This window comes from Citrobacter sp. CK195 (assembly GCF_030333365.1).
In the GTDB taxonomy this organism is placed as follows: domain Bacteria; phylum Pseudomonadota; class Gammaproteobacteria; order Enterobacterales; family Enterobacteriaceae; genus Citrobacter_B; species Citrobacter_B koseri.
Genome location: NZ_JAOWGB010000022.1, coordinates 497,235 through 513,990, shown reverse-complemented (window position 1 = coordinate 513,990; position 16,756 = coordinate 497,235). Strand labels below are relative to the sequence as shown.

At 54.5% G+C, this 16,756-nt stretch carries 18 protein-coding genes; 12 read left to right on the top strand and 6 right to left on the bottom strand.

The genetic code is table 11. The features are described 5' to 3' along the window. Positions 1-39: 39 nt before the first annotated feature. From tgt to yajD, 5 genes are all read left to right on the top strand, one after another. The gene (gene tgt / locus OGX93_RS07370) at positions 40-1,167 is read left to right on the top strand and encodes a tRNA guanosine(34) transglycosylase Tgt (RefSeq protein WP_012133574.1); all 1,128 of its coding nucleotides are present in this window, start codon (positions 40-42) and stop codon (positions 1,165-1,167) included. Positions 1,168-1,189: 22 nt separating this feature from the next. Beyond that, positions 1,190-1,522, top strand: coding sequence for a preprotein translocase subunit YajC (yajC, locus tag OGX93_RS07365; protein WP_012133573.1), 333 nt, complete (start codon positions 1,190-1,192; stop codon positions 1,520-1,522). Between the two features lie 27 nt (positions 1,523-1,549). Next, positions 1,550-3,397 (top strand): protein translocase subunit SecD, encoded by a 1,848-nt coding sequence (secD, locus tag OGX93_RS07360; RefSeq protein WP_048902403.1) that lies wholly within the window; start codon positions 1,550-1,552, stop codon positions 3,395-3,397. 10 nt (positions 3,398-3,407) lie between these two features. Then, on the top strand, positions 3,408-4,379 hold the full coding sequence (gene secF / locus OGX93_RS07355) for a protein translocase subunit SecF (RefSeq protein ID WP_024130598.1): 972 nt from the start codon (positions 3,408-3,410) through the stop codon (positions 4,377-4,379). Positions 4,380-4,544: 165 nt separating this feature from the next. Then, positions 4,545-4,892, top strand: coding sequence for an HNH nuclease YajD (yajD, locus tag OGX93_RS07350; protein ID WP_047458501.1), 348 nt, complete (start codon positions 4,545-4,547; stop codon positions 4,890-4,892). A gap of 76 nt (positions 4,893-4,968) precedes the next feature. On the opposite strand, the gene OGX93_RS07345 is transcribed toward yajD, so the two are convergent. Together OGX93_RS07345 and OGX93_RS07340 are read right to left on the bottom strand one after the other, a co-directional pair. Next, positions 4,969-5,823: a nucleoside-specific channel-forming protein Tsx gene (locus tag OGX93_RS07345; protein ID WP_012133569.1), complete on the bottom strand. Its 855-nt coding sequence runs from the start codon at positions 5,821-5,823 to the stop codon at positions 4,969-4,971. A 300-nt stretch (positions 5,824-6,123) separates the two neighbouring features. After that, positions 6,124-6,663 (bottom strand): SadB/YajI family lipoprotein, encoded by a 540-nt coding sequence (locus OGX93_RS07340; protein WP_024130597.1) that lies wholly within the window; start codon positions 6,661-6,663, stop codon positions 6,124-6,126. 152 nt (positions 6,664-6,815) lie between these two features. On the opposite strand from OGX93_RS07340, the gene nrdR reads away from it, so the two are divergent. The 6 genes from nrdR to pgpA all read left to right on the top strand — a co-directional run bounded on the left by nrdR (position 6,816) and on the right by pgpA (position 10,913). After that, positions 6,816-7,265, top strand: a complete 450-nt coding sequence (gene nrdR / locus OGX93_RS07335) for a transcriptional regulator NrdR (protein ID WP_012904816.1) — start codon at positions 6,816-6,818, stop codon at positions 7,263-7,265. Positions 7,266-7,268: 3 nt separating this feature from the next. Beyond that, positions 7,269-8,372 carry a bifunctional diaminohydroxyphosphoribosylaminopyrimidine deaminase/5-amino-6-(5-phosphoribosylamino)uracil reductase RibD gene (ribD, locus tag OGX93_RS07330; RefSeq protein ID WP_286449409.1) on the top strand — a complete coding sequence of 368 codons (1,104 nt, stop codon included), beginning with the start codon at positions 7,269-7,271 and terminating at the stop codon, positions 8,370-8,372. A gap of 85 nt (positions 8,373-8,457) precedes the next feature. Beyond that, positions 8,458-8,928 carry a 6,7-dimethyl-8-ribityllumazine synthase gene (gene ribH, locus OGX93_RS07325; protein ID WP_001021161.1) on the top strand — a complete coding sequence of 157 codons (471 nt, stop codon included), beginning with the start codon at positions 8,458-8,460 and terminating at the stop codon, positions 8,926-8,928. A 19-nt stretch (positions 8,929-8,947) separates the two neighbouring features. Next, positions 8,948-9,367: a transcription antitermination factor NusB gene (gene nusB, locus OGX93_RS07320; RefSeq protein ID WP_000801129.1), complete on the top strand. Its 420-nt coding sequence runs from the start codon at positions 8,948-8,950 to the stop codon at positions 9,365-9,367. Between the two features lie 75 nt (positions 9,368-9,442). Continuing rightward, positions 9,443-10,420, top strand: a complete 978-nt coding sequence (gene thiL / locus OGX93_RS07315; RefSeq protein WP_012133565.1) for a thiamine-phosphate kinase — start codon at positions 9,443-9,445, stop codon at positions 10,418-10,420. After that, positions 10,398-10,913 carry a phosphatidylglycerophosphatase A gene (gene pgpA / locus OGX93_RS07310; protein ID WP_115181915.1) on the top strand — a complete coding sequence of 172 codons (516 nt, stop codon included), beginning with the start codon at positions 10,398-10,400 and terminating at the stop codon, positions 10,911-10,913. Before thiL ends, pgpA begins: the two co-directional genes overlap by 23 nt. Before the next feature lie 94 nt (positions 10,914-11,007). Here pgpA and yajO read toward each other — a convergent pair whose 3' ends face one another. Genes yajO through xseB form a run of 4 tightly spaced genes read right to left on the bottom strand, consistent with a single transcriptional unit; the run spans position 11,008 to position 15,076 of the window. Continuing rightward, the gene (gene yajO / locus OGX93_RS07305; RefSeq protein WP_024130596.1) at positions 11,008-11,982 is read right to left on the bottom strand and encodes a 1-deoxyxylulose-5-phosphate synthase YajO; all 975 of its coding nucleotides are present in this window, start codon (positions 11,980-11,982) and stop codon (positions 11,008-11,010) included. Between the two features lie 56 nt (positions 11,983-12,038). After that, positions 12,039-13,901, bottom strand: coding sequence for a 1-deoxy-D-xylulose-5-phosphate synthase (gene dxs, locus OGX93_RS07300; RefSeq protein WP_114847709.1), 1,863 nt, complete (start codon positions 13,899-13,901; stop codon positions 12,039-12,041). A 32-nt stretch (positions 13,902-13,933) separates the two neighbouring features. Beyond that, positions 13,934-14,833 carry a (2E,6E)-farnesyl diphosphate synthase gene (gene ispA / locus OGX93_RS07295; RefSeq protein ID WP_047458483.1) on the bottom strand — a complete coding sequence of 300 codons (900 nt, stop codon included), beginning with the start codon at positions 14,831-14,833 and terminating at the stop codon, positions 13,934-13,936. Continuing rightward, positions 14,834-15,076 carry an exodeoxyribonuclease VII small subunit gene (xseB, locus tag OGX93_RS07290; protein ID WP_012133560.1) on the bottom strand — a complete coding sequence of 81 codons (243 nt, stop codon included), beginning with the start codon at positions 15,074-15,076 and terminating at the stop codon, positions 14,834-14,836. A 195-nt stretch (positions 15,077-15,271) separates the two neighbouring features. Between xseB and thiI the strand changes: the two genes are divergently transcribed. After that, the gene (thiI, locus tag OGX93_RS07285; RefSeq protein WP_049008398.1) at positions 15,272-16,720 is read left to right on the top strand and encodes a tRNA uracil 4-sulfurtransferase ThiI; all 1,449 of its coding nucleotides are present in this window, start codon (positions 15,272-15,274) and stop codon (positions 16,718-16,720) included. The last annotated feature ends 36 nt before the right edge of the window (positions 16,721-16,756 follow it).

The following is a 16,756-nucleotide window of genomic DNA, read 5'->3' as shown; positions in this document are numbered from 1 at the left end:
TTTAAACGTCAGACTGTTTTTCTGGCGTATGGAGAGAAAATGAAATTCGAACTGGATACTACCGACGGACGCGCTCGCCGTGGCCGCCTGGTGTTTGATCGTGGCGTAGTGGAAACGCCTGCTTTTATGCCCGTCGGTACGTATGGCACCGTTAAAGGTATGACGCCGGAAGAAGTTGAAGCCACCGGCGCACAAATTATTCTCGGCAACACCTTCCACCTGTGGCTGCGTCCGGGTCAGGAAATCATGAAACTGCATGGCGATCTGCATGATTTCATGCAGTGGAAAGGCCCGATCCTGACGGACTCCGGCGGTTTCCAGGTGTTCAGCCTCGGCGATATTCGCAAGATCACCGAGCAGGGCGTGCATTTCCGCAACCCGATCAACGGCGATCCGATTTTCCTCGATCCTGAAAAATCCATGGAGATTCAGTATGATCTCGGTTCCGATATCGTCATGATTTTCGACGAATGTACGCCGTACCCGGCGGACTGGGATTATGCTAAACGCTCTATGGAGATGTCTTTACGCTGGGCGAAGCGCAGCCGCGACCGTTTTGATGGTTTGGGCAACAAAAATGCGCTTTTTGGCATCATTCAGGGCAGCGTTTACGAAGATTTACGCGATATCTCCGTCAAAGGTCTGGTAGAGATTGGCTTTGATGGCTACGCTGTCGGCGGTCTGGCTGTGGGTGAGCCGAAGGAAGACATGCACCGCATTCTGGAGCATGTCTGCCCGCAAATCCCGGCGGACAAACCTCGTTACCTGATGGGCGTCGGCAAACCGGAAGATCTGGTGGAAGGCGTGCGTCGCGGTATCGATATGTTTGACTGCGTTATGCCAACACGCAATGCCCGTAATGGTCACCTGTTCGTGACTGACGGCGTGGTGAAAATTCGTAATGCGAAGCATAAAAGCGACACCAGCCCGCTCGATGCCGAGTGTGATTGCTACACCTGTCGCAATTATTCGCGTGCCTACTTGCATCATCTCGACCGTTGCAACGAAATATTGGGCGCGCGACTCAACACGATTCATAACCTGCGTTACTACCAGCGTTTGATGGCGGGTTTACGCAAGGCTATTGAAGAGGGTAAATTAGAGAGCTTCGTGACCGATTTTTACCAACGTCAGGGTCGACCTGTTCCACCTTTGAACGTTGATTAATTTTAATAATGAGGGAAATTTAATGAGCTTTTTTATTTCTGATGCGGTAGCGGCAACAGGTGCTCCGGCGCAGGGCAGCCCGATGTCTCTGATTTTGATGCTGGTGGTGTTTGGTCTGATTTTTTACTTCATGATCCTGCGTCCACAGCAGAAGCGCACCAAAGAACACAAAAACCTGATGAGCTCCATCGCAAAAGGCGATGAAGTGCTGACTAACGGTGGCCTGGTGGGTCGTGTAACGAAAGTAGCGGAATCCGGCTACATCGTTATCGCGCTGAATGACACCACTGAAGTGGTTATCAAACGTGACTTCGTAGCTGCCGTTCTGCCGAAAGGCACTATGAAGGCGCTGTAATCTATTGTTTTCCCAAAGGGAACTGCCGTGTTAAACCGTTATCCTTTGTGGAAGTACATCATGCTGGTCGTCGTGATTGTCGTCGGCCTGCTTTACGCACTTCCCAACCTGTATGGTGAGGATCCGGCTGTTCAAATCACTGGCGCGCGCGGCGTCGCCGCCAGTGAGCAAACGCTGATCCAGGTCCAGAAAACGTTACAAGAAGAAAAAATTACCGCTAAGTCTGTGGCTCTGGAAGAGGGCGCTATTCTTGCGCGCTTCGACACCACCGACATCCAGCTGCGCGCCCGTGAAGCGCTGGTTGGCGTGCTGGGTGATAAATACGTCGTGGCGCTTAACCTTGCTCCGGCAACGCCTCGTTGGCTGGCGGCCATTAAAGCCGAGCCGATGAAACTTGGCCTTGACCTGCGTGGCGGCGTTCACTTCCTGATGGAAGTGGATATGGACACCGCGTTAGGTAAGCTTCAGGAGCAAAATATCGATAGCCTGCGCAGCGACCTGCGTGAAAAAGGCATTCCTTATACCACTGTTCGCAAAGAAGATAACTACGGTCTGAGCATCACGTTCCGCGATAACAAAGCGCGTGATGAAGCGATCTCTTATCTGAGCGGGCGTCACCGCGATCTGGTGATTACCAGCCAGGGCAATACGGTGCTGCGTGCGGTCATGTCTGATGCGCGTCTGAGCGAAGCGCGTGAATATGCCGTTCAGCAGAACATCAACATTCTGCGTAACCGTGTAAACCAATTGGGCGTGGCTGAGCCGGTTGTCCAGCGTCAGGGTGCGGATCGCATCGTCGTTGAGCTGCCGGGTATTCAGGATACCGCGCGTGCGAAAGAGATTCTGGGCGCTACCGCGACCCTCGAATTCCGTCTGGTAAACACCAACGTTGACCAGTCTGCGGCGGCATCCGGGCGTGTACCGGGTGACTCGGAAGTGAAACAGACGCGCGAAGGCCAGCCGGTTGTGCTGTACAAACGCGTGATCCTGACCGGTGATCATATCACCGACTCCACTTCCAGCCAGGACGAATACAACCAACCGCAGGTTAACATCTCGCTGGATAGCGCAGGTGGCAACATCATGTCTAACTTCACCAAAGACAATATCGGCAAGCCGATGGCGACCTTGTTTGTGGAGTACAAAGACAGCGGTAAGAAAGATGCCAACGGTCGTGCGGTGCTGGTGAAGCAGGAAGAGGTGATTAACATCGCCAACATCCAGTCTCGCCTGGGCAACAGCTTCCGTATTACCGGTATCAACAACCCGAACGAAGCCCGCCAGCTCTCTCTGCTGCTGCGCGCCGGTGCGCTGATTGCGCCGATTCAGATTGTTGAAGAACGGACTATCGGCCCGACGCTGGGTATGCAGAACATCAAACAGGGCCTGGAAGCGTGTCTGGCCGGTCTGGTGGTCTCCATTCTGTTCATGATCTTCTTCTACAAGAAGTTCGGTCTGATTGCGACAAGCGCGCTGGTGGCCAACCTGGTATTGATTGTCGGTATCATGTCGCTGCTGCCGGGGGCCACGCTGAGTATGCCGGGGATTGCCGGTATCGTGCTAACCCTTGCGGTGGCGGTCGACGCCAACGTACTGATCAACGAACGTATTAAAGAAGAGTTGAGCAACGGGCGTACGGTTCAGCAGGCGATTGATGAAGGTTATAAAGGCGCGTTCAGTTCCATCTTCGATGCGAACATCACCACGCTGATTAAAGTCATCATCCTGTACGCAGTCGGCACCGGGGCAATTAAAGGGTTCGCGATTACTACCGGTATCGGTGTGGCGACGTCGATGTTTACCGCGATTGTCGGTACGCGTGCCATCGTAAACCTGTTGTATGGCGGCAAACGCATCAACAAGCTGTCAATCTGAGGAGTGCGATGTGGCACAGGAATATACTGTTGAACAATTGAACCACGGCCGTAAAGTCTATGACTTTATGCGCTGGGACTACTGGGCTTTCGGCATCTCTGGTTTCCTGCTGATTGCGGCCATCGTGGTGATGGGCGTGCGCGGTTTTAACTGGGGTCTCGATTTTACCGGTGGTACGGTTATCGAAATCACGCTGGAAAAACCGGCCGAAATGGACGTGATGCGCGATGCGCTGGAAAAAGCGGGCTTTGCCGAGCCGCTGTTGCAGAACTTCGGTAGCAGCCACGACATTATGGTGCGTATGCCGCCGACGGAAGGTGAAGACGGCGGTCAGGTGCTGGGTAGCAAGGTGCTGAGTGTCATTAACGAAGCCACCAGCCAGAACGCCGCCGTGAAGCGTATTGAGTTTGTCGGGCCGAGCGTGGGCGCCGATCTGGCGCAAACCGGTGCGATGGCGCTGATTGTCGCGCTGATCTCTATCCTCATTTATGTCGGTTTCCGCTTTGAGTGGCGACTGGCGGCGGGGGTGGTTATCGCGCTGGCGCACGACGTGATTATCACCTTAGGGATTCTGTCGTTGTTCCATATTGAGATCGACCTGACGATCGTTGCATCGTTGATGTCGGTTATCGGTTACTCGCTGAACGACAGTATCGTGGTATCTGACCGTATTCGTGAAAACTTCCGCAAAATTCGTCGCGGGACGCCTTACGAAATCTTTAACGTGTCGTTGACCCAGACGCTGCACCGTACGTTGATCACCTCCGGGACGACGTTAGTGGTGATTCTGATGCTGTACCTCTTCGGCGGGCCGGTACTGGAAGGCTTCTCTCTGACCATGCTGATCGGTGTTTCTATCGGTACGGCATCGTCGATCTACGTGGCCTCGGCGCTGGCGCTGAAGCTGGGCATGAAGCGCGAGCATATGTTGCAGCAGAAAGTTGAGAAAGAAGGGGCGGATCAGCCGTCTATTCTGCCTTAATCACGCAGTCACGTTATTACTGGAATCCCGGTCGCATGGCCGGGATTTTTTTATCGCTAAAAAAGCCTGTGGTTAAGCGGGCTTCTGCATCCTTCACGGGCAATGGGGTACGCAGAGTGTTAAACTTGCTCATAACCCTACATTCAACGCAGATACAGAGTCACTATGGCGATTATCCCTAAAAACTATACGCGGCTGGAAAACGGCTATCGTGAAAAGGCGCTCAAATTATTTCCGTGGGTATGCGGGCGATGCTCTCGCGAATTTGTTTATTCTAACCTGCGCGAATTAACCGTCCATCATATCGATCACGACCACACCAATAACCCGGAAGACGGCAGTAACTGGGAGTTGCTGTGTCTGTACTGTCACGATCATGAGCATTCGAAATATACCGAAGCCGATCAGTATGGCTCAACCGTTATTGCCGGGGAGGATGCGCAGAAAGATGTCGGTGCTGCGATGCATAACCCTTTCGCTAATTTGAAAGCGATGATGGATCAGAAGAAATAAAAAAGCACCGGCGCGTTGCGCGTTCGGTGCTCTTTCTGTGCCCGGCGTTGTACTGGCCGGGCGGCAAATAAACAGCTTAGAAGTTGTAACCGACAACCAGGTAGCCACCCCAACCGGTAGCTTTAACCGTTTCGGATTGCCATACCGGCTGAGCGCCGTTTTCCCACTGTCCGCCGTTATGGAAGTAACGAGCCACCACAGAGTAGTGCCAGTGATCGTAGTTCAGCGCCAGGATGTGGCTGGATGCGATAGAGTTGCTGGTACGGTACTGAGAGTCGCCCAGATCGGAGCCCCAGTCAAAGTTAGTGAAACCGATGTAGCTCAGGTTGCCGCCCCACAGCTCGGTGAGTGGCACGAAGTATTTCACTTTGAAACGGTAGCCGTCCCACTCGTTTTCGTTATCAGCCAGGTAGTTCTGCCACTGGTACTTCGCATAGACGTTCAGGGACAGGCTCATCGGCAGACCGGTTTCGATGTCAGTACCCAGACCCATGTACCAGGTGCTCTGACGGCCAGACTTGTTACGACCCATGTCATAGATGTAGTTGTTAGCGAAATACCACTCTTTGAACGGGCCAAAGCTCAGGTCGGCTCCGGTCAGTTTGTCGATAGAGAAACGCGGTTCAATTTCCATGAACAGCGGGGAACCGTGGTTCCAGATACCCTTCGCGTTGGTGTTACCGCCGAAGAATACCGGCGCATCCATATAGCCGTAGAAATCGAACCAGTCTTTTTTCGCGAATGCTTCATATTCCAGATAGGTATCGTTACGGAGCTGCGGCCCGAAACGGGTATGGTAGCTGCCTACGACGTTAACGCTCTGGTGCCACCAGTCTGAAAGGTATTGCGGTTTGTCATTTTCTGCTGCGTTAACAGTAAAGGACGATGAGAGCGCCAGCACTGCACCGGCTGCAAGTAATGTTTTTTTCATATTGTATGCCACTGTTTGAAATCCCTTGAAGGGAATGAAAAAGGCGCAATTTGCGTTTCTAAATATTTCGTGTTTCTGCGGAGCCTATTATAGAAATCATTGCTCACAAAAATATGTCTTGTTTCACAGATCTATCATCTACGTAATCGATTGCGTTCACGTTTGCGTACTTTAAGCGCGGCGATTGTACTGACTTTCATGAATGTTGCCAACTTTTAGCAAAAATTGCGGTGATGTCAGGGGAGTAACAAAAAGCCGGGGAGGGATGTTGCGGAACGCACAAAACGCTCCGCCGGAGGTTTATTGATTAACAGGCTGGATATCGTGAACGCGGACAAAACCTAACTGGTCGGGCGTCAATCCGTTTAATTGTAACGGGATGTCCACATCGCTCGGCGCCAGGATGCTGGCCGGAGCGTTAATCAGTTGATTCTGGACATTCACTTCCTGATAGTTATCCGTGGTGCCCTGAATCTGCCCGTATTCGACAGTACCGCTAAACGCCGGTAACGGATCGTTGGACTCACCCTGAATGCGCAGCGTCACGCGTGTGCCGTCGGCATTGGGCGCGATATTCACCAGGGACATACGCAGCGTACCGATCTGACTGTTCAGGCGGGCAGGCGTTTTTGAACCCGGCAGCAGATAGACCCCGCTGGTGGATTTCGCATTCAACATATTTTGCTGAGTAATCTTCACGGTTTCCTGGTTTAACTGCGCCATTTCCGTATTCAGCGTGCTGACGCTTTGGTTCATCTGGCGAACTTCGCTCTGCTGCGCGCAGGCGCTCAGGCTAAAGAGGCTTCCCACCAGGAGAATTCTTAGGTAACGTCTTGTCATGTAGATTATTTCCTTCATGGTCGCGATACCCTAATGGTAGATCGCAAAGGGGCGTAAGGTATCGATCCTTTGTCTCAAAAGTGCTCCGCCTTTGTTGTCGCGCCAGTTCAGGGTAAAATAGATTTCTGTTAACCACCTGGTCAGGACGCCGTATGCATTGCCCATTCTGTTTCGCCGTAGACACTAAGGTTATTGACTCTCGTCTCGTGGGTGAGGGCTCTTCCGTACGCCGCCGTCGGCAGTGTCTGGTCTGTAATGAACGTTTCACTACCTTTGAAGTGGCAGAGCTTGTTATGCCGCGCGTAGTGAAAAGTAACGATGTGCGTGAACCTTTCAACGAAGAGAAGTTGCGCAGCGGTATGCTAAGAGCGCTGGAAAAACGCCCTGTCAGCTCTGATGACGTCGAAATGGCGTTGAATCACATCAAATCACAGCTGCGAGCCACCGGGGAACGCGAAGTTCCCAGCAAAATGATTGGCAACCTGGTGATGGAGCAACTGAAAAAGCTCGATAAAGTGGCTTACATCCGCTTTGCCTCCGTCTATCGGAGTTTCGAAGACATCAAAGAATTCGGCGAAGAGATTGCTCGCCTACAGGATTAAGCCATGCTGGATGAGTTTTACATGGCGCGTGCGCTGAAGCTGGCGCAGCGCGGGCGTTTCACCACGCACCCGAACCCGAATGTAGGCTGTGTGATCGTCAAAGATGGCGAAATCGTTGGCGAAGGCTACCATCATCGCGCGGGTGAACCGCATGCTGAAGTCCATGCGCTGCGTATGGCGGGAGACAAAGCCAAAGGCGCGACCGCGTATGTCACGCTTGAACCGTGTAGCCATCATGGCCGTACGCCGCCGTGCTGCGATGCGTTGATTGCCGCTGGCGCGGCGCGGGTCGTTGCGGCGATGCAGGACCCCAATCCGCAGGTCGCGGGACGTGGGCTGTACCGTTTGCAGCAGGCGGGGATCGACGTCAGCCACGGGCTGATGATGAGCGAAACGGAACAGTTGAACAAAGGTTTCCTCAAGCGGATGCGCACCGGCTTCCCGTATGTGCAGCTCAAGCTCGGCGCATCGCTGGATGGCCGCACGGCGATGGCCAGCGGTGAAAGCCAGTGGATTACCTCCCCGCAGGCGCGGCGCGATGTGCAGCGTTTACGGGCGCAAAGCCATGCGATTCTGACCAGCAGCGCGACGGTGCTGGCCGACGACCCGGCGTTAACGGTTCGCTGGCCTGAACTGGATGCCTCAACCCAGACTCTCTATCCGCAGGAAAACCTGCGTCAGCCGATTCGCATTGTCCTCGACAGCCAAAACCGCGTGACGCCGGAGCACCGTATTGTGCAGCAGCCGGGAGAAACCTGGTTTGCCCGTACACAGGACGATTCCCGCATCTGGCCTGAGACGGTTCGCAGCCTGCGGGTGCCGGAGCATAACGGTCATCTGGATCTGGTGGTGCTGATGATGCTGTTGGGTAAACAGCAGATTAACAGCATCTGGGTGGAGGCCGGGCCAGTGCTTGCGGGCGCGTTGTTGCAGGCGGGCGTGGTGGACGAGCTTATCGTCTATGTTGCGCCTAAACTGTTAGGAAGTGATGCGCGAGGATTATGTGTGCTGCCGGGGCTTGAGAAACTGAGCGAGGCACCCCATTTTAAATTCAACGAGATACGCCATGTAGGCCCGGATGTTTGCCTGCATTTGATTCCCGCGTAAAGGCTTCGAAATAGAGAAGCGGCGCGTCGAGTATTATGATAAAATCCGCCCCCCTGCGGGGCCATATCGAACCCGAAGGAAGAATATGAACATTATTGAAGCTAACGTTGCTACCCCGGACGCTCGCGTCGCCATCACCATTGCGCGTTTCAACAATTTTATCAATGACAGTCTGCTGGAAGGCGCGATTGACGCCCTGAAGCGTATTGGTCAGGTAAAAGATGAAAATATTACCGTGGTTTGGGTTCCTGGCGCGTATGAACTGCCGCTGGCGGCTGGCGCATTGGCAAAAACCGGTAAATATGACGCGGTGATTGCGCTGGGTACAGTGATTCGTGGCGGTACCGCGCACTTTGAATATGTGGCTGGCGGTGCAAGCAACGGCCTGGCGCACGTCGCCCAGGACAGCGAAATCCCGGTAGCCTTTGGTGTTCTGACCACTGAAAGTATTGAACAAGCCATCGAACGTGCTGGCACTAAAGCTGGCAACAAAGGTGCGGAAGCCGCACTGACCGCGCTTGAAATGATTAATGTATTGAAAGCCATCAAGGCCTGATTTTTGTAAGGGGAAATCCGTGAAACCTGCTGCTCGTCGCCGCGCTCGTGAGTGTGCCGTTCAGGCGCTCTACTCCTGGCAGTTGTCCCAGAACGACATCGCTGATGTTGAATACCAGTTCCTGGCGGAACAGGACGTAAAAGATGTCGACGTTCTGTATTTCCGTGAACTGCTGTCCGGGGTGGCGACTAACAGCGCGTACCTGGACGGATTGATGAAACCGTACCTGTCTCGTCTGCTGGAAGAGCTGGGTCAGGTAGAAAAAGCTGTGCTGCGTATTGCGCTGTTTGAACTGTCTAAACGTAGCGATGTGCCATATAAAGTGGCCATCAACGAAGCGATTGAACTGGCGAAGACCTTCGGCGCCGAAGACAGCCACAAGTTCGTCAACGGCGTACTGGACAAAGCAGCACCTGTGATTCGCCCCAACAAAAAGTAATCTCCAGGTCGGCTGGTGGCGGGATGTATTCCCGCTATCTCCGGCCTTTTCTTTTTTTCTGCTGAGGCATAACGTATGGCATGCGGCGAGTTCTCCCTGATTGCCCGTTATTTTGACCGTGTTAGAAGCTCTCGTCTCGACGTCGAAACCGGTATCGGTGACGATTGCGCTCTCCTGAATATTCCTGAAAAACAGACGCTGGCGATCAGTACCGATACGCTGGTGGCGGGCAACCATTTCCTGACTGATATCGATCCTGCCGATCTGGCCTGGAAAGCGCTGGCGGTTAACTTAAGCGATCTGGCGGCGATGGGGGCCGATCCGGCCTGGCTGACGCTGGCCCTGACGCTGCCGGACGTTGACGAAGCGTGGCTGGAAGCGTTTAGCGACAGCCTGTTTGACCTGCTGAATTACTACGATATGCAGCTGATTGGCGGCGACACCACGCGTGGGCCGCTGTCGATGACGCTGGGTATTCATGGCTATGTGCCCGTGGGACGCGCGCTCAAGCGTTCCGGGGCAAAACCTGGCGACAGGATTTACATCACCGGCACGCCGGGGGACAGCGCCGCTGGGCTGGCGATTTTACAGCATCGCTTACAGGTGGCGGATGCGAAAGACGCAGACTACTTGATTAAGCGGCACCTGCGCCCGACGCCGCGTATTTTGCAGGGGCAAGCTCTGCGCGACCTGGCGAATGCGGCGATCGATCTTTCCGATGGCCTGATTTCTGATTTGCGGCATATCGTTAACGCCAGCGGCTGTGGTGCGCGGGTGGATGTGGATGCGCTGCGGTATTCTGAGGCGGTTACCCGTCATGTTGATCCCGGGCAGGCGCTGCGCTGGGCGCTTTCCGGCGGTGAAGATTATGAATTATGCTTCACTGTACCGGAGTTGAACCGTGGCGCGCTGGATGTGGCGCTGGGGAATCTTGGCGTACCGTTTACCTGCATCGGACAAATGAGTGCGGATGTGGAAGGCATCAGCTTCATGCGTGACGGAAAGCCTGTCACTTTTGACTGGAAAGGATATGACCATTTTGCCACGCCATAAAGATGTTGCCAAAAGTCGGCTGAGCCTGCGTAACCCGTGGCACTTGCTGGCTACCGGGTTTGGCAGCGGCCTCAGCCCGATTATTCCGGGAACAATGGGGTCGTTAGCGGCGATCCCATTCTGGTATCTGATGACATTTCTGCCCTGGCAGCTCTACTCGCTGGTGGTGATGTTGGGGATCTGTATTGGCGTTTATCTTTGCCACCGAACGGCGAAGGATATGGGCGTTCACGATCACGGTAGCATTGTCTGGGATGAGTTTATCGGGATGTGGATCACCCTGATGGCGATCCCTACGATGGACTGGCAGTGGGTTGCCGCCGGATTTGTGATTTTCCGTATTCTGGATATGTGGAAACCCTGGCCGATTCGCTGGTTCGACCGTAACGTACACGGCGGAATGGGAATAATGGTTGACGATATCGTCGCAGGGGTTATTTCCGCCGGTCTGCTTTATTTCATTGGGCACCATTGGCCCATCGGGTTGTTTTAAACCTGTAGGCCCGATAAGCGTAGCGCCATCGGGCGTGGTATGGCCGGATGGCGGCATACATGCCTTATCCGGCCTACATGCTCATCGGGCAATATTATTTAAACCCGACCACCGGGTGCTGTTTATATGGCGTTTCCAGCTCGGCAATCTGCTCTGGCTTCAACGTCAAATCCACCGCGCCGAGCAACTCATCCAGCTGTTCTTCCCGCGATGTACCGATAATCGGCGCAGCGATGCCTGGTTTACTCAATAGCCATGCCAGCGCCACCTGCGCACGCGTTGCGCCAAGATCCTCACTGACGCCCGTCAGACGCTCTGCAATCCGTGCGTCATTCTCATCGCTCTCGCTGTACAGCGTCTTGCCGAACTCATCGGATACCGAACGTGCGGTGGTTTCTCCCCACGGGCGCGTCAGTCGTCCTCGTGCCAGCGGGCTCCACGGAATCACCGCGATCCCTTCGTGATAGCACAGTGGCAGCATTTCGCGCTCTTCTTCGCGATAGATGAGATTGTAATGATCCTGCATACTGACAAACTGCGCCCAGCCGTGCTGTTTTTGCAGCGCCAGCGCCTGGGCAAACTGCGCGGCGTGCATGGAGGAGGCGCCGATATAGCGCGCCTTACCGGCCTTCACCACATCATTCAGCGCTTCCAGCGTCTCTTCTATCGGCGTGTTGTAATCCCAGCGGTGAATTTGCAGGATATCCACATAGTCCATACCCAGACGTTTCAGGCTGTCATCAATGGAACGCAGGATTTGCGCGCGGGATAATCCTTCTGGCAGGTCGCCGACGCGATGAAAAACTTTGGTGGCGACCACCACTTCTTCGCGGCGGGCGAAATCACGCAGCGCGCGACCCACAATCTCTTCGCTGCTGCCTGCGGAATAGCTATTGGCGGTATCAAAAAAGTTAATACCGCCTTCAAGCGCGCGCTTAATGATGGGGCGGCTGCTTTCTTCCGGTAGCGTCCAGGCGTGATTGCCGCGATCCGGTTCACCGAACGTCATGCAGCCCAGACAAAGGCGAGAAACCCGTAGATCTGTTTTTCCTAAGGTGTTGTATTGCATTGTTCCGCTCCTGTTATACCCGTTATTGATTAAGCATAGCAGGAGCGAGGAGGGGATTATGCCAGCCAGTCCTTGATTTTGGCCTCAATTCCGGCGGCATCCAGACCGAGTTCCGCGCGAGCCTCGTCCTGTGTACCCTGCGGGATAAAGAAGTCCGGCAGGCCGATATTCAGTACCGGAACGACTTTACGATGCGCCATCAGCACTTCGTTTACGCCGCTGCCCGCGCCGCCCATAATGGCGTTCTCTTCAAGCGTGATCAGCACTTCGTGACGTTCAGCCATCTCCAGAATCAACGTTTCATCCAGCGGCTTCACAAAGCGCATATCGACTAAGGTCGCGTTCAGGGATTCGGCGACTTTTGCCGCTTCCGGCAGTAGCGTACCAAAGTTCAGAATTGCCAGTTTTTCACCCTGACGTTTGACGAGTCCTTTGCCGATCGGCAGTTTTTCCAGCGGCGTCAGTTCCACGCCAACGGCGTTGCCACGCGGATAACGCACTGCCGTTGGGCCATTGTTATAGTGATAGCCGGTGTACAGCATTTGGCGGCACTCGTTTTCATCGCTCGGCGTCATAATGATCATTTCCGGGATGCAGCGCAGGTAAGAAAGATCGAACGCGCCCTGGTGCGTCTGCCCGTCAGCGCCGACGATACCGGCGCGGTCGATAGCAAACATCACCGGCAGTTTTTGGATCGCGACGTCATGCAGCACCTGATCGTAGGCGCGTTGTAGGAAGGTGGAGTAGATCGCCACGATCGGCTTATAACCACCGATTGCCAGACCGGCGGCAAAGGTCACAGCATGCTGCTCGGCAATCGCCACGTCAAAGTAGCGGTCGGGGAATTTACGTGAAAACTCCACCATGCCGGAACCTTCGCGCATTGCCGGGGTGATCGCCATCAGCTTGCTGTCTTTGGCGGCGGTTTCGCACAGCCAGTCGCCAAAGATCTTTGAATAGCTCGGCAGGCCGCCGCTGCTTTTTGGCAGGCAGCCGCTGGACGGATCGAATTTTGGCACCGCGTGGAAGGTGATCGGATCTTTTTCCGCCGGTTCATAGCCACGACCTTTTTTGGTCATGATATGCAGGAACTGCGGGCCTTTCAGATCGCGCATGTTCTTCAGCGTGGTAATCAGCCCCAGCACGTCGTGACCATCGACCGGGCCGATATAGTTAAAGCCCAGCTCTTCAAACAGCGTGCCTGGCACGACCATGCCTTTGATATGTTCTTCGGTACGTTTGAGTAGCTCTTTGATTGGCGGCACGCCGGAGAACACTTTCTTCCCGCCTTCACGCAGGGACGAGTAGAGCTTGCCGGAAAGCAGCTGCGCCAGGTGGTTGTTCAGCGCGCCGACGTTTTCCGAGATCGACATTTCGTTGTCGTTGAGAATGACCAGCATGTCCGGCTTGATATCGCCCGCGTGGTTCATCGCTTCAAACGCCATCCCGGCGGTGATCGCCCCGTCGCCAATGACGCAAACGGTGCGACGGTCTTTGCCTTCTTTTTCTGCGGCGACCGCAATGCCAATGCCTGCGCTAATGGAGGTAGAGGAGTGGCCGACGCTCAGTACGTCGTATTCGCTTTCACCGCGCCACGGGAAGGGGTGCAAACCGCCTTTCTGGCGAATGGTGCCTATTTTATCCCGACGCCCGGTGAGAATTTTGTGCGGATAAGCCTGATGCCCCACGTCCCAGATTAACTGGTCAAACGGGGTGTTATAGACATAGTGCAGCGCCACGGTGAGCTCCACCGTGCCCAGCCCGGAGGCGAAATGTCCGCTGGAACGACTGACGCTGTCGAGTAAATAGCGGCGCAGTTCGTCGCAGAGTTTCGGCAGACTCTCTTTTGGTAGCAGGCGTAACTCCGAAGTGGAGTCGACCAGTGCCAGGGTCGGGTATTTGGCTATATCAAAACTCATCAGAGGCCTATTAAGTAAGACTTGTTGTTTGTTTATTTATCACGCTGGATTATGTAGTCCGCTAGCGCTTCCAGTGCCGAGGTATCGAGTGAGAGGTCTGCCAGCTGCGTTAACGACTGACGGGCGTCTTCGATCAGATCCCGGGCTTTATTCCGGGCTTGCTCAAGGCCCAGAAGTGCAGGGTAGGTACTTTTGCCAAGTTGCTGGTCAGCACCCTGACGTTTACCCAACGTTGCAGTATCGCCCACCACATCCAGAATGTCATCCTGGACCTGGAAGGCAAGGCCGATACTTTCTGCGTACTTATCGAGTATCGGCAAGGCGTTTCGTCCGTTTTCTCCGGCACTTAGCGCGCCAAGACGAACCGCAGCGCGAATCAGCGCGCCCGTTTTATGACGATGGATACGCTCCAGCGCCTCCAGCGGCACCTGTTTCCCTTCGGCATCAAGATCCAACGCCTGGCCACCGCACATTCCGGCGATGCCGCTGGCGTTCGCCAGTTCAGAAATCATAGCAATGCGGTCGCGGTCGGCCACTTCCGGCATCGGGGCATCGCTAATGATAGAAAACGCCAGCGTTTGCAGGGCATCTCCGGCCAGAATGGCATTCGCTTCGCCAAATTTGACGTGGCAGGTCGGCAGACCGCGACGCAGGTCGTCGTCGTCCATCGCGGGTAAATCGTCATGAATCAACGAATAAGCGTGAATGCACTCAACGGCGGCTGCCGGGGCATCCAGCGTGGACAGGCTTACGCCAAACATCCTGCCCGTTGCGTAAACCAGGAACGGGCGCAGACGTTTACCGCCTAATAATGCGCCATACTGCATGGTTTCGACCACGGGAGTGTTCTGAAAGGGCAGTGGTGCGATAAAACGGCTCAGCGCCTGGTTGGCCTGCTCGACGCAGGCCTGTAGCTGCTGCGAAAAATCCATTTACTCATTATCCGGTGTAAAAGGCTCAGGAGATGCATCTTCATTGTCAGACAGCAGAATCTGCACACGCTGTTCGGCCTGTTGCAACTTTGCCTGCCCCTGACGCGCCAGCTGCACGCCACGTTCAAATTCGTTCAGCGCCTCTTCCAGCGGCAGGTCGCCGCTTTCCAGACGGGTAACAATCTGTTCCAGCTCGCTCAGCGCTGTTTCAAAGCTGGCGGGCGCCTCATTTTTCTTCGGCATAATGAATATCTGACTCTCAATATTTTCAGCTCTGATATGGTAACGGACTCAGAGCAATTATCAAATAACGCGCAATGTGCACAGGACGACCATGATGGTGGTATACTTCCGCGCCTGGATGCAGCTCCATGTATGGGCTGCTGTACTCTTTTCTCCACGACAAGCCTTGATGCTTGCTTAAGAACCATTGCCGCCATGAAGTTTATCATTAAATTGTTCCCGGAAATCACTATCAAAAGCCAATCTGTGCGTTTGCGCTTTATAAAAATTCTGACCGGGAACATCCGTAACGTGTTAAAGCACTACGATGAGACCCTCGCCGTTGTTCGCCACTGGGATAACATTGAAGTTCGCGCCAAAGATGAAAATCAACGCCTGGCGATTCGCGACGCGCTGACCCGTATTCCGGGCATCCACCATATTCTCGAAGTCGAAGATGTGCCGTTCACTGATATGCACGATATCTTTGAGAAAGCGCTGGTGCAGTATCGCGATCGGCTTGAGGGCAAAACCTTCTGTGTGCGCGTTAAACGTCGTGGTAAGCATGAGTTTAGCTCCATTGAGGTGGAACGTTACGTCGGCGGCGGTTTAAATCAGCATATTGAATCGGCGCGCGTGAAGCTGACCAACCCGGATGTGACGGTACACCTGGAAGTGGAAGACGATCGTCTGCTGCTGATTAAAGGCCGTTACGAAGGTATCGGCGGTTTCCCGATCGGCACCCAGGAAGATGTCCTGTCGCTGATCTCCGGCGGTTTTGACTCCGGCGTTTCCAGCTATATGCTGATGCGTCGCGGCTGCCGCGTACACTACTGCTTCTTTAACCTCGGCGGCGCGGCGCATGAAATCGGCGTTCGTCAGGTGGCGCATTACCTGTGGAACCGCTTTGGCAGTTCGCATCGCGTGCGTTTTGTCGCCATCAACTTTGAACCGGTGGTCGGCGAGATCCTCGAAAAAGTCGATGACGGTCAGATGGGCGTGGTGCTGAAGCGCATGATGGTGCGCGCGGCGTCGAAAGTGGCGGAGCGCTACGGCGTACAGGCGCTGGTGACGGGTGAAGCGCTGGGGCAGGTTTCCAGCCAGACGCTGACTAACCTGCGTCTTATCGACAACGTTTCCGATACGCTGATCCTGCGCCCGCTGATCTCTTATGACAAAGAGCACATCATCAACCTGGCGCGCCAGATTGGTACGGAAGATTTTGCCCGCACGATGCCGGAATACTGCGGCGTTATTTCGAAAAGCCCGACGGTGAAAGCGATCAAGGCGAAGATTGAAGCGGAAGAAGAGCACTTCGACTTTAGCATTCTCGATAAAGTGGTTGAGGAAGCGAGCAATGTCGATATTCGCGAAATCGCCCAGCAGACCGGGCAGGACGTGGTGGAAGTGGAAACCGTCAGCGGCTTTGGCCCGAACGACGTGATTCTGGATATTCGCTCCGTTGATGAGCAGGATGACAAACCGCTGAAAATCGAAGGCGTGGATGTGGTTTCTCTGCCGTTCTACAAGCTGAGCACGAAGTTTGGCGATCTTGACCAGAGCAAAACCTGGCTGCTGTGGTGTGAGCGCGGCGTGATGAGCCGTTTGCAGGCGCTCTATCTGCGTGAGCAGGGCTTCCAGAATGTGAAGGTGTATCGTCCGTAATTGTTAGCATGATTGCAGGCCTGATATGCATCGCGC

Excerpts from the sequence above, each read along its gene's own strand:
- OGX93_RS07345 (WP_012133569.1), bottom strand. The coding sequence starts at position 5,823 with ATGAAAAAAACATTACTTGCAGCCGGTGCAGTGCTGGCGCTCTCATCG.
- thiI (WP_049008398.1), top strand. The coding sequence starts at position 15,272 with ATGAAGTTTATCATTAAATTGTTCCCGGAAATCACTATCAAAAGCCAA.
- ribD (WP_286449409.1), top strand. The coding sequence starts at position 7,269 with ATGCTGGATGAGTTTTACATGGCGCGTGCGCTGAAGCTGGCGCAGCGC.
- yajO (WP_024130596.1), bottom strand. The coding sequence starts at position 11,982 with ATGCAATACAACACCTTAGGAAAAACAGATCTACGGGTTTCTCGCCTT.
- dxs (WP_114847709.1), bottom strand. The coding sequence starts at position 13,901 with ATGAGTTTTGATATAGCCAAATACCCGACCCTGGCACTGGTCGACTCC.
- nrdR (WP_012904816.1), top strand. The coding sequence starts at position 6,816 with ATGCATTGCCCATTCTGTTTCGCCGTAGACACTAAGGTTATTGACTCT.
- ispA (WP_047458483.1), bottom strand. The coding sequence starts at position 14,833 with ATGGATTTTTCGCAGCAGCTACAGGCCTGCGTCGAGCAGGCCAACCAG.
- yajD (WP_047458501.1), top strand. The coding sequence starts at position 4,545 with ATGGCGATTATCCCTAAAAACTATACGCGGCTGGAAAACGGCTATCGT.
- tgt (WP_012133574.1), top strand. The coding sequence starts at position 40 with ATGAAATTCGAACTGGATACTACCGACGGACGCGCTCGCCGTGGCCGC.
- ribH (WP_001021161.1), top strand. The coding sequence starts at position 8,458 with ATGAACATTATTGAAGCTAACGTTGCTACCCCGGACGCTCGCGTCGCC.
- pgpA (WP_115181915.1), top strand. The coding sequence starts at position 10,398 with ATGACCATTTTGCCACGCCATAAAGATGTTGCCAAAAGTCGGCTGAGC.
- yajC (WP_012133573.1), top strand. The coding sequence starts at position 1,190 with ATGAGCTTTTTTATTTCTGATGCGGTAGCGGCAACAGGTGCTCCGGCG.
- OGX93_RS07340 (WP_024130597.1), bottom strand. The coding sequence starts at position 6,663 with ATGACAAGACGTTACCTAAGAATTCTCCTGGTGGGAAGCCTCTTTAGC.
- xseB (WP_012133560.1), bottom strand. The coding sequence starts at position 15,076 with ATGCCGAAGAAAAATGAGGCGCCCGCCAGCTTTGAAACAGCGCTGAGC.
- thiL (WP_012133565.1), top strand. The coding sequence starts at position 9,443 with ATGGCATGCGGCGAGTTCTCCCTGATTGCCCGTTATTTTGACCGTGTT.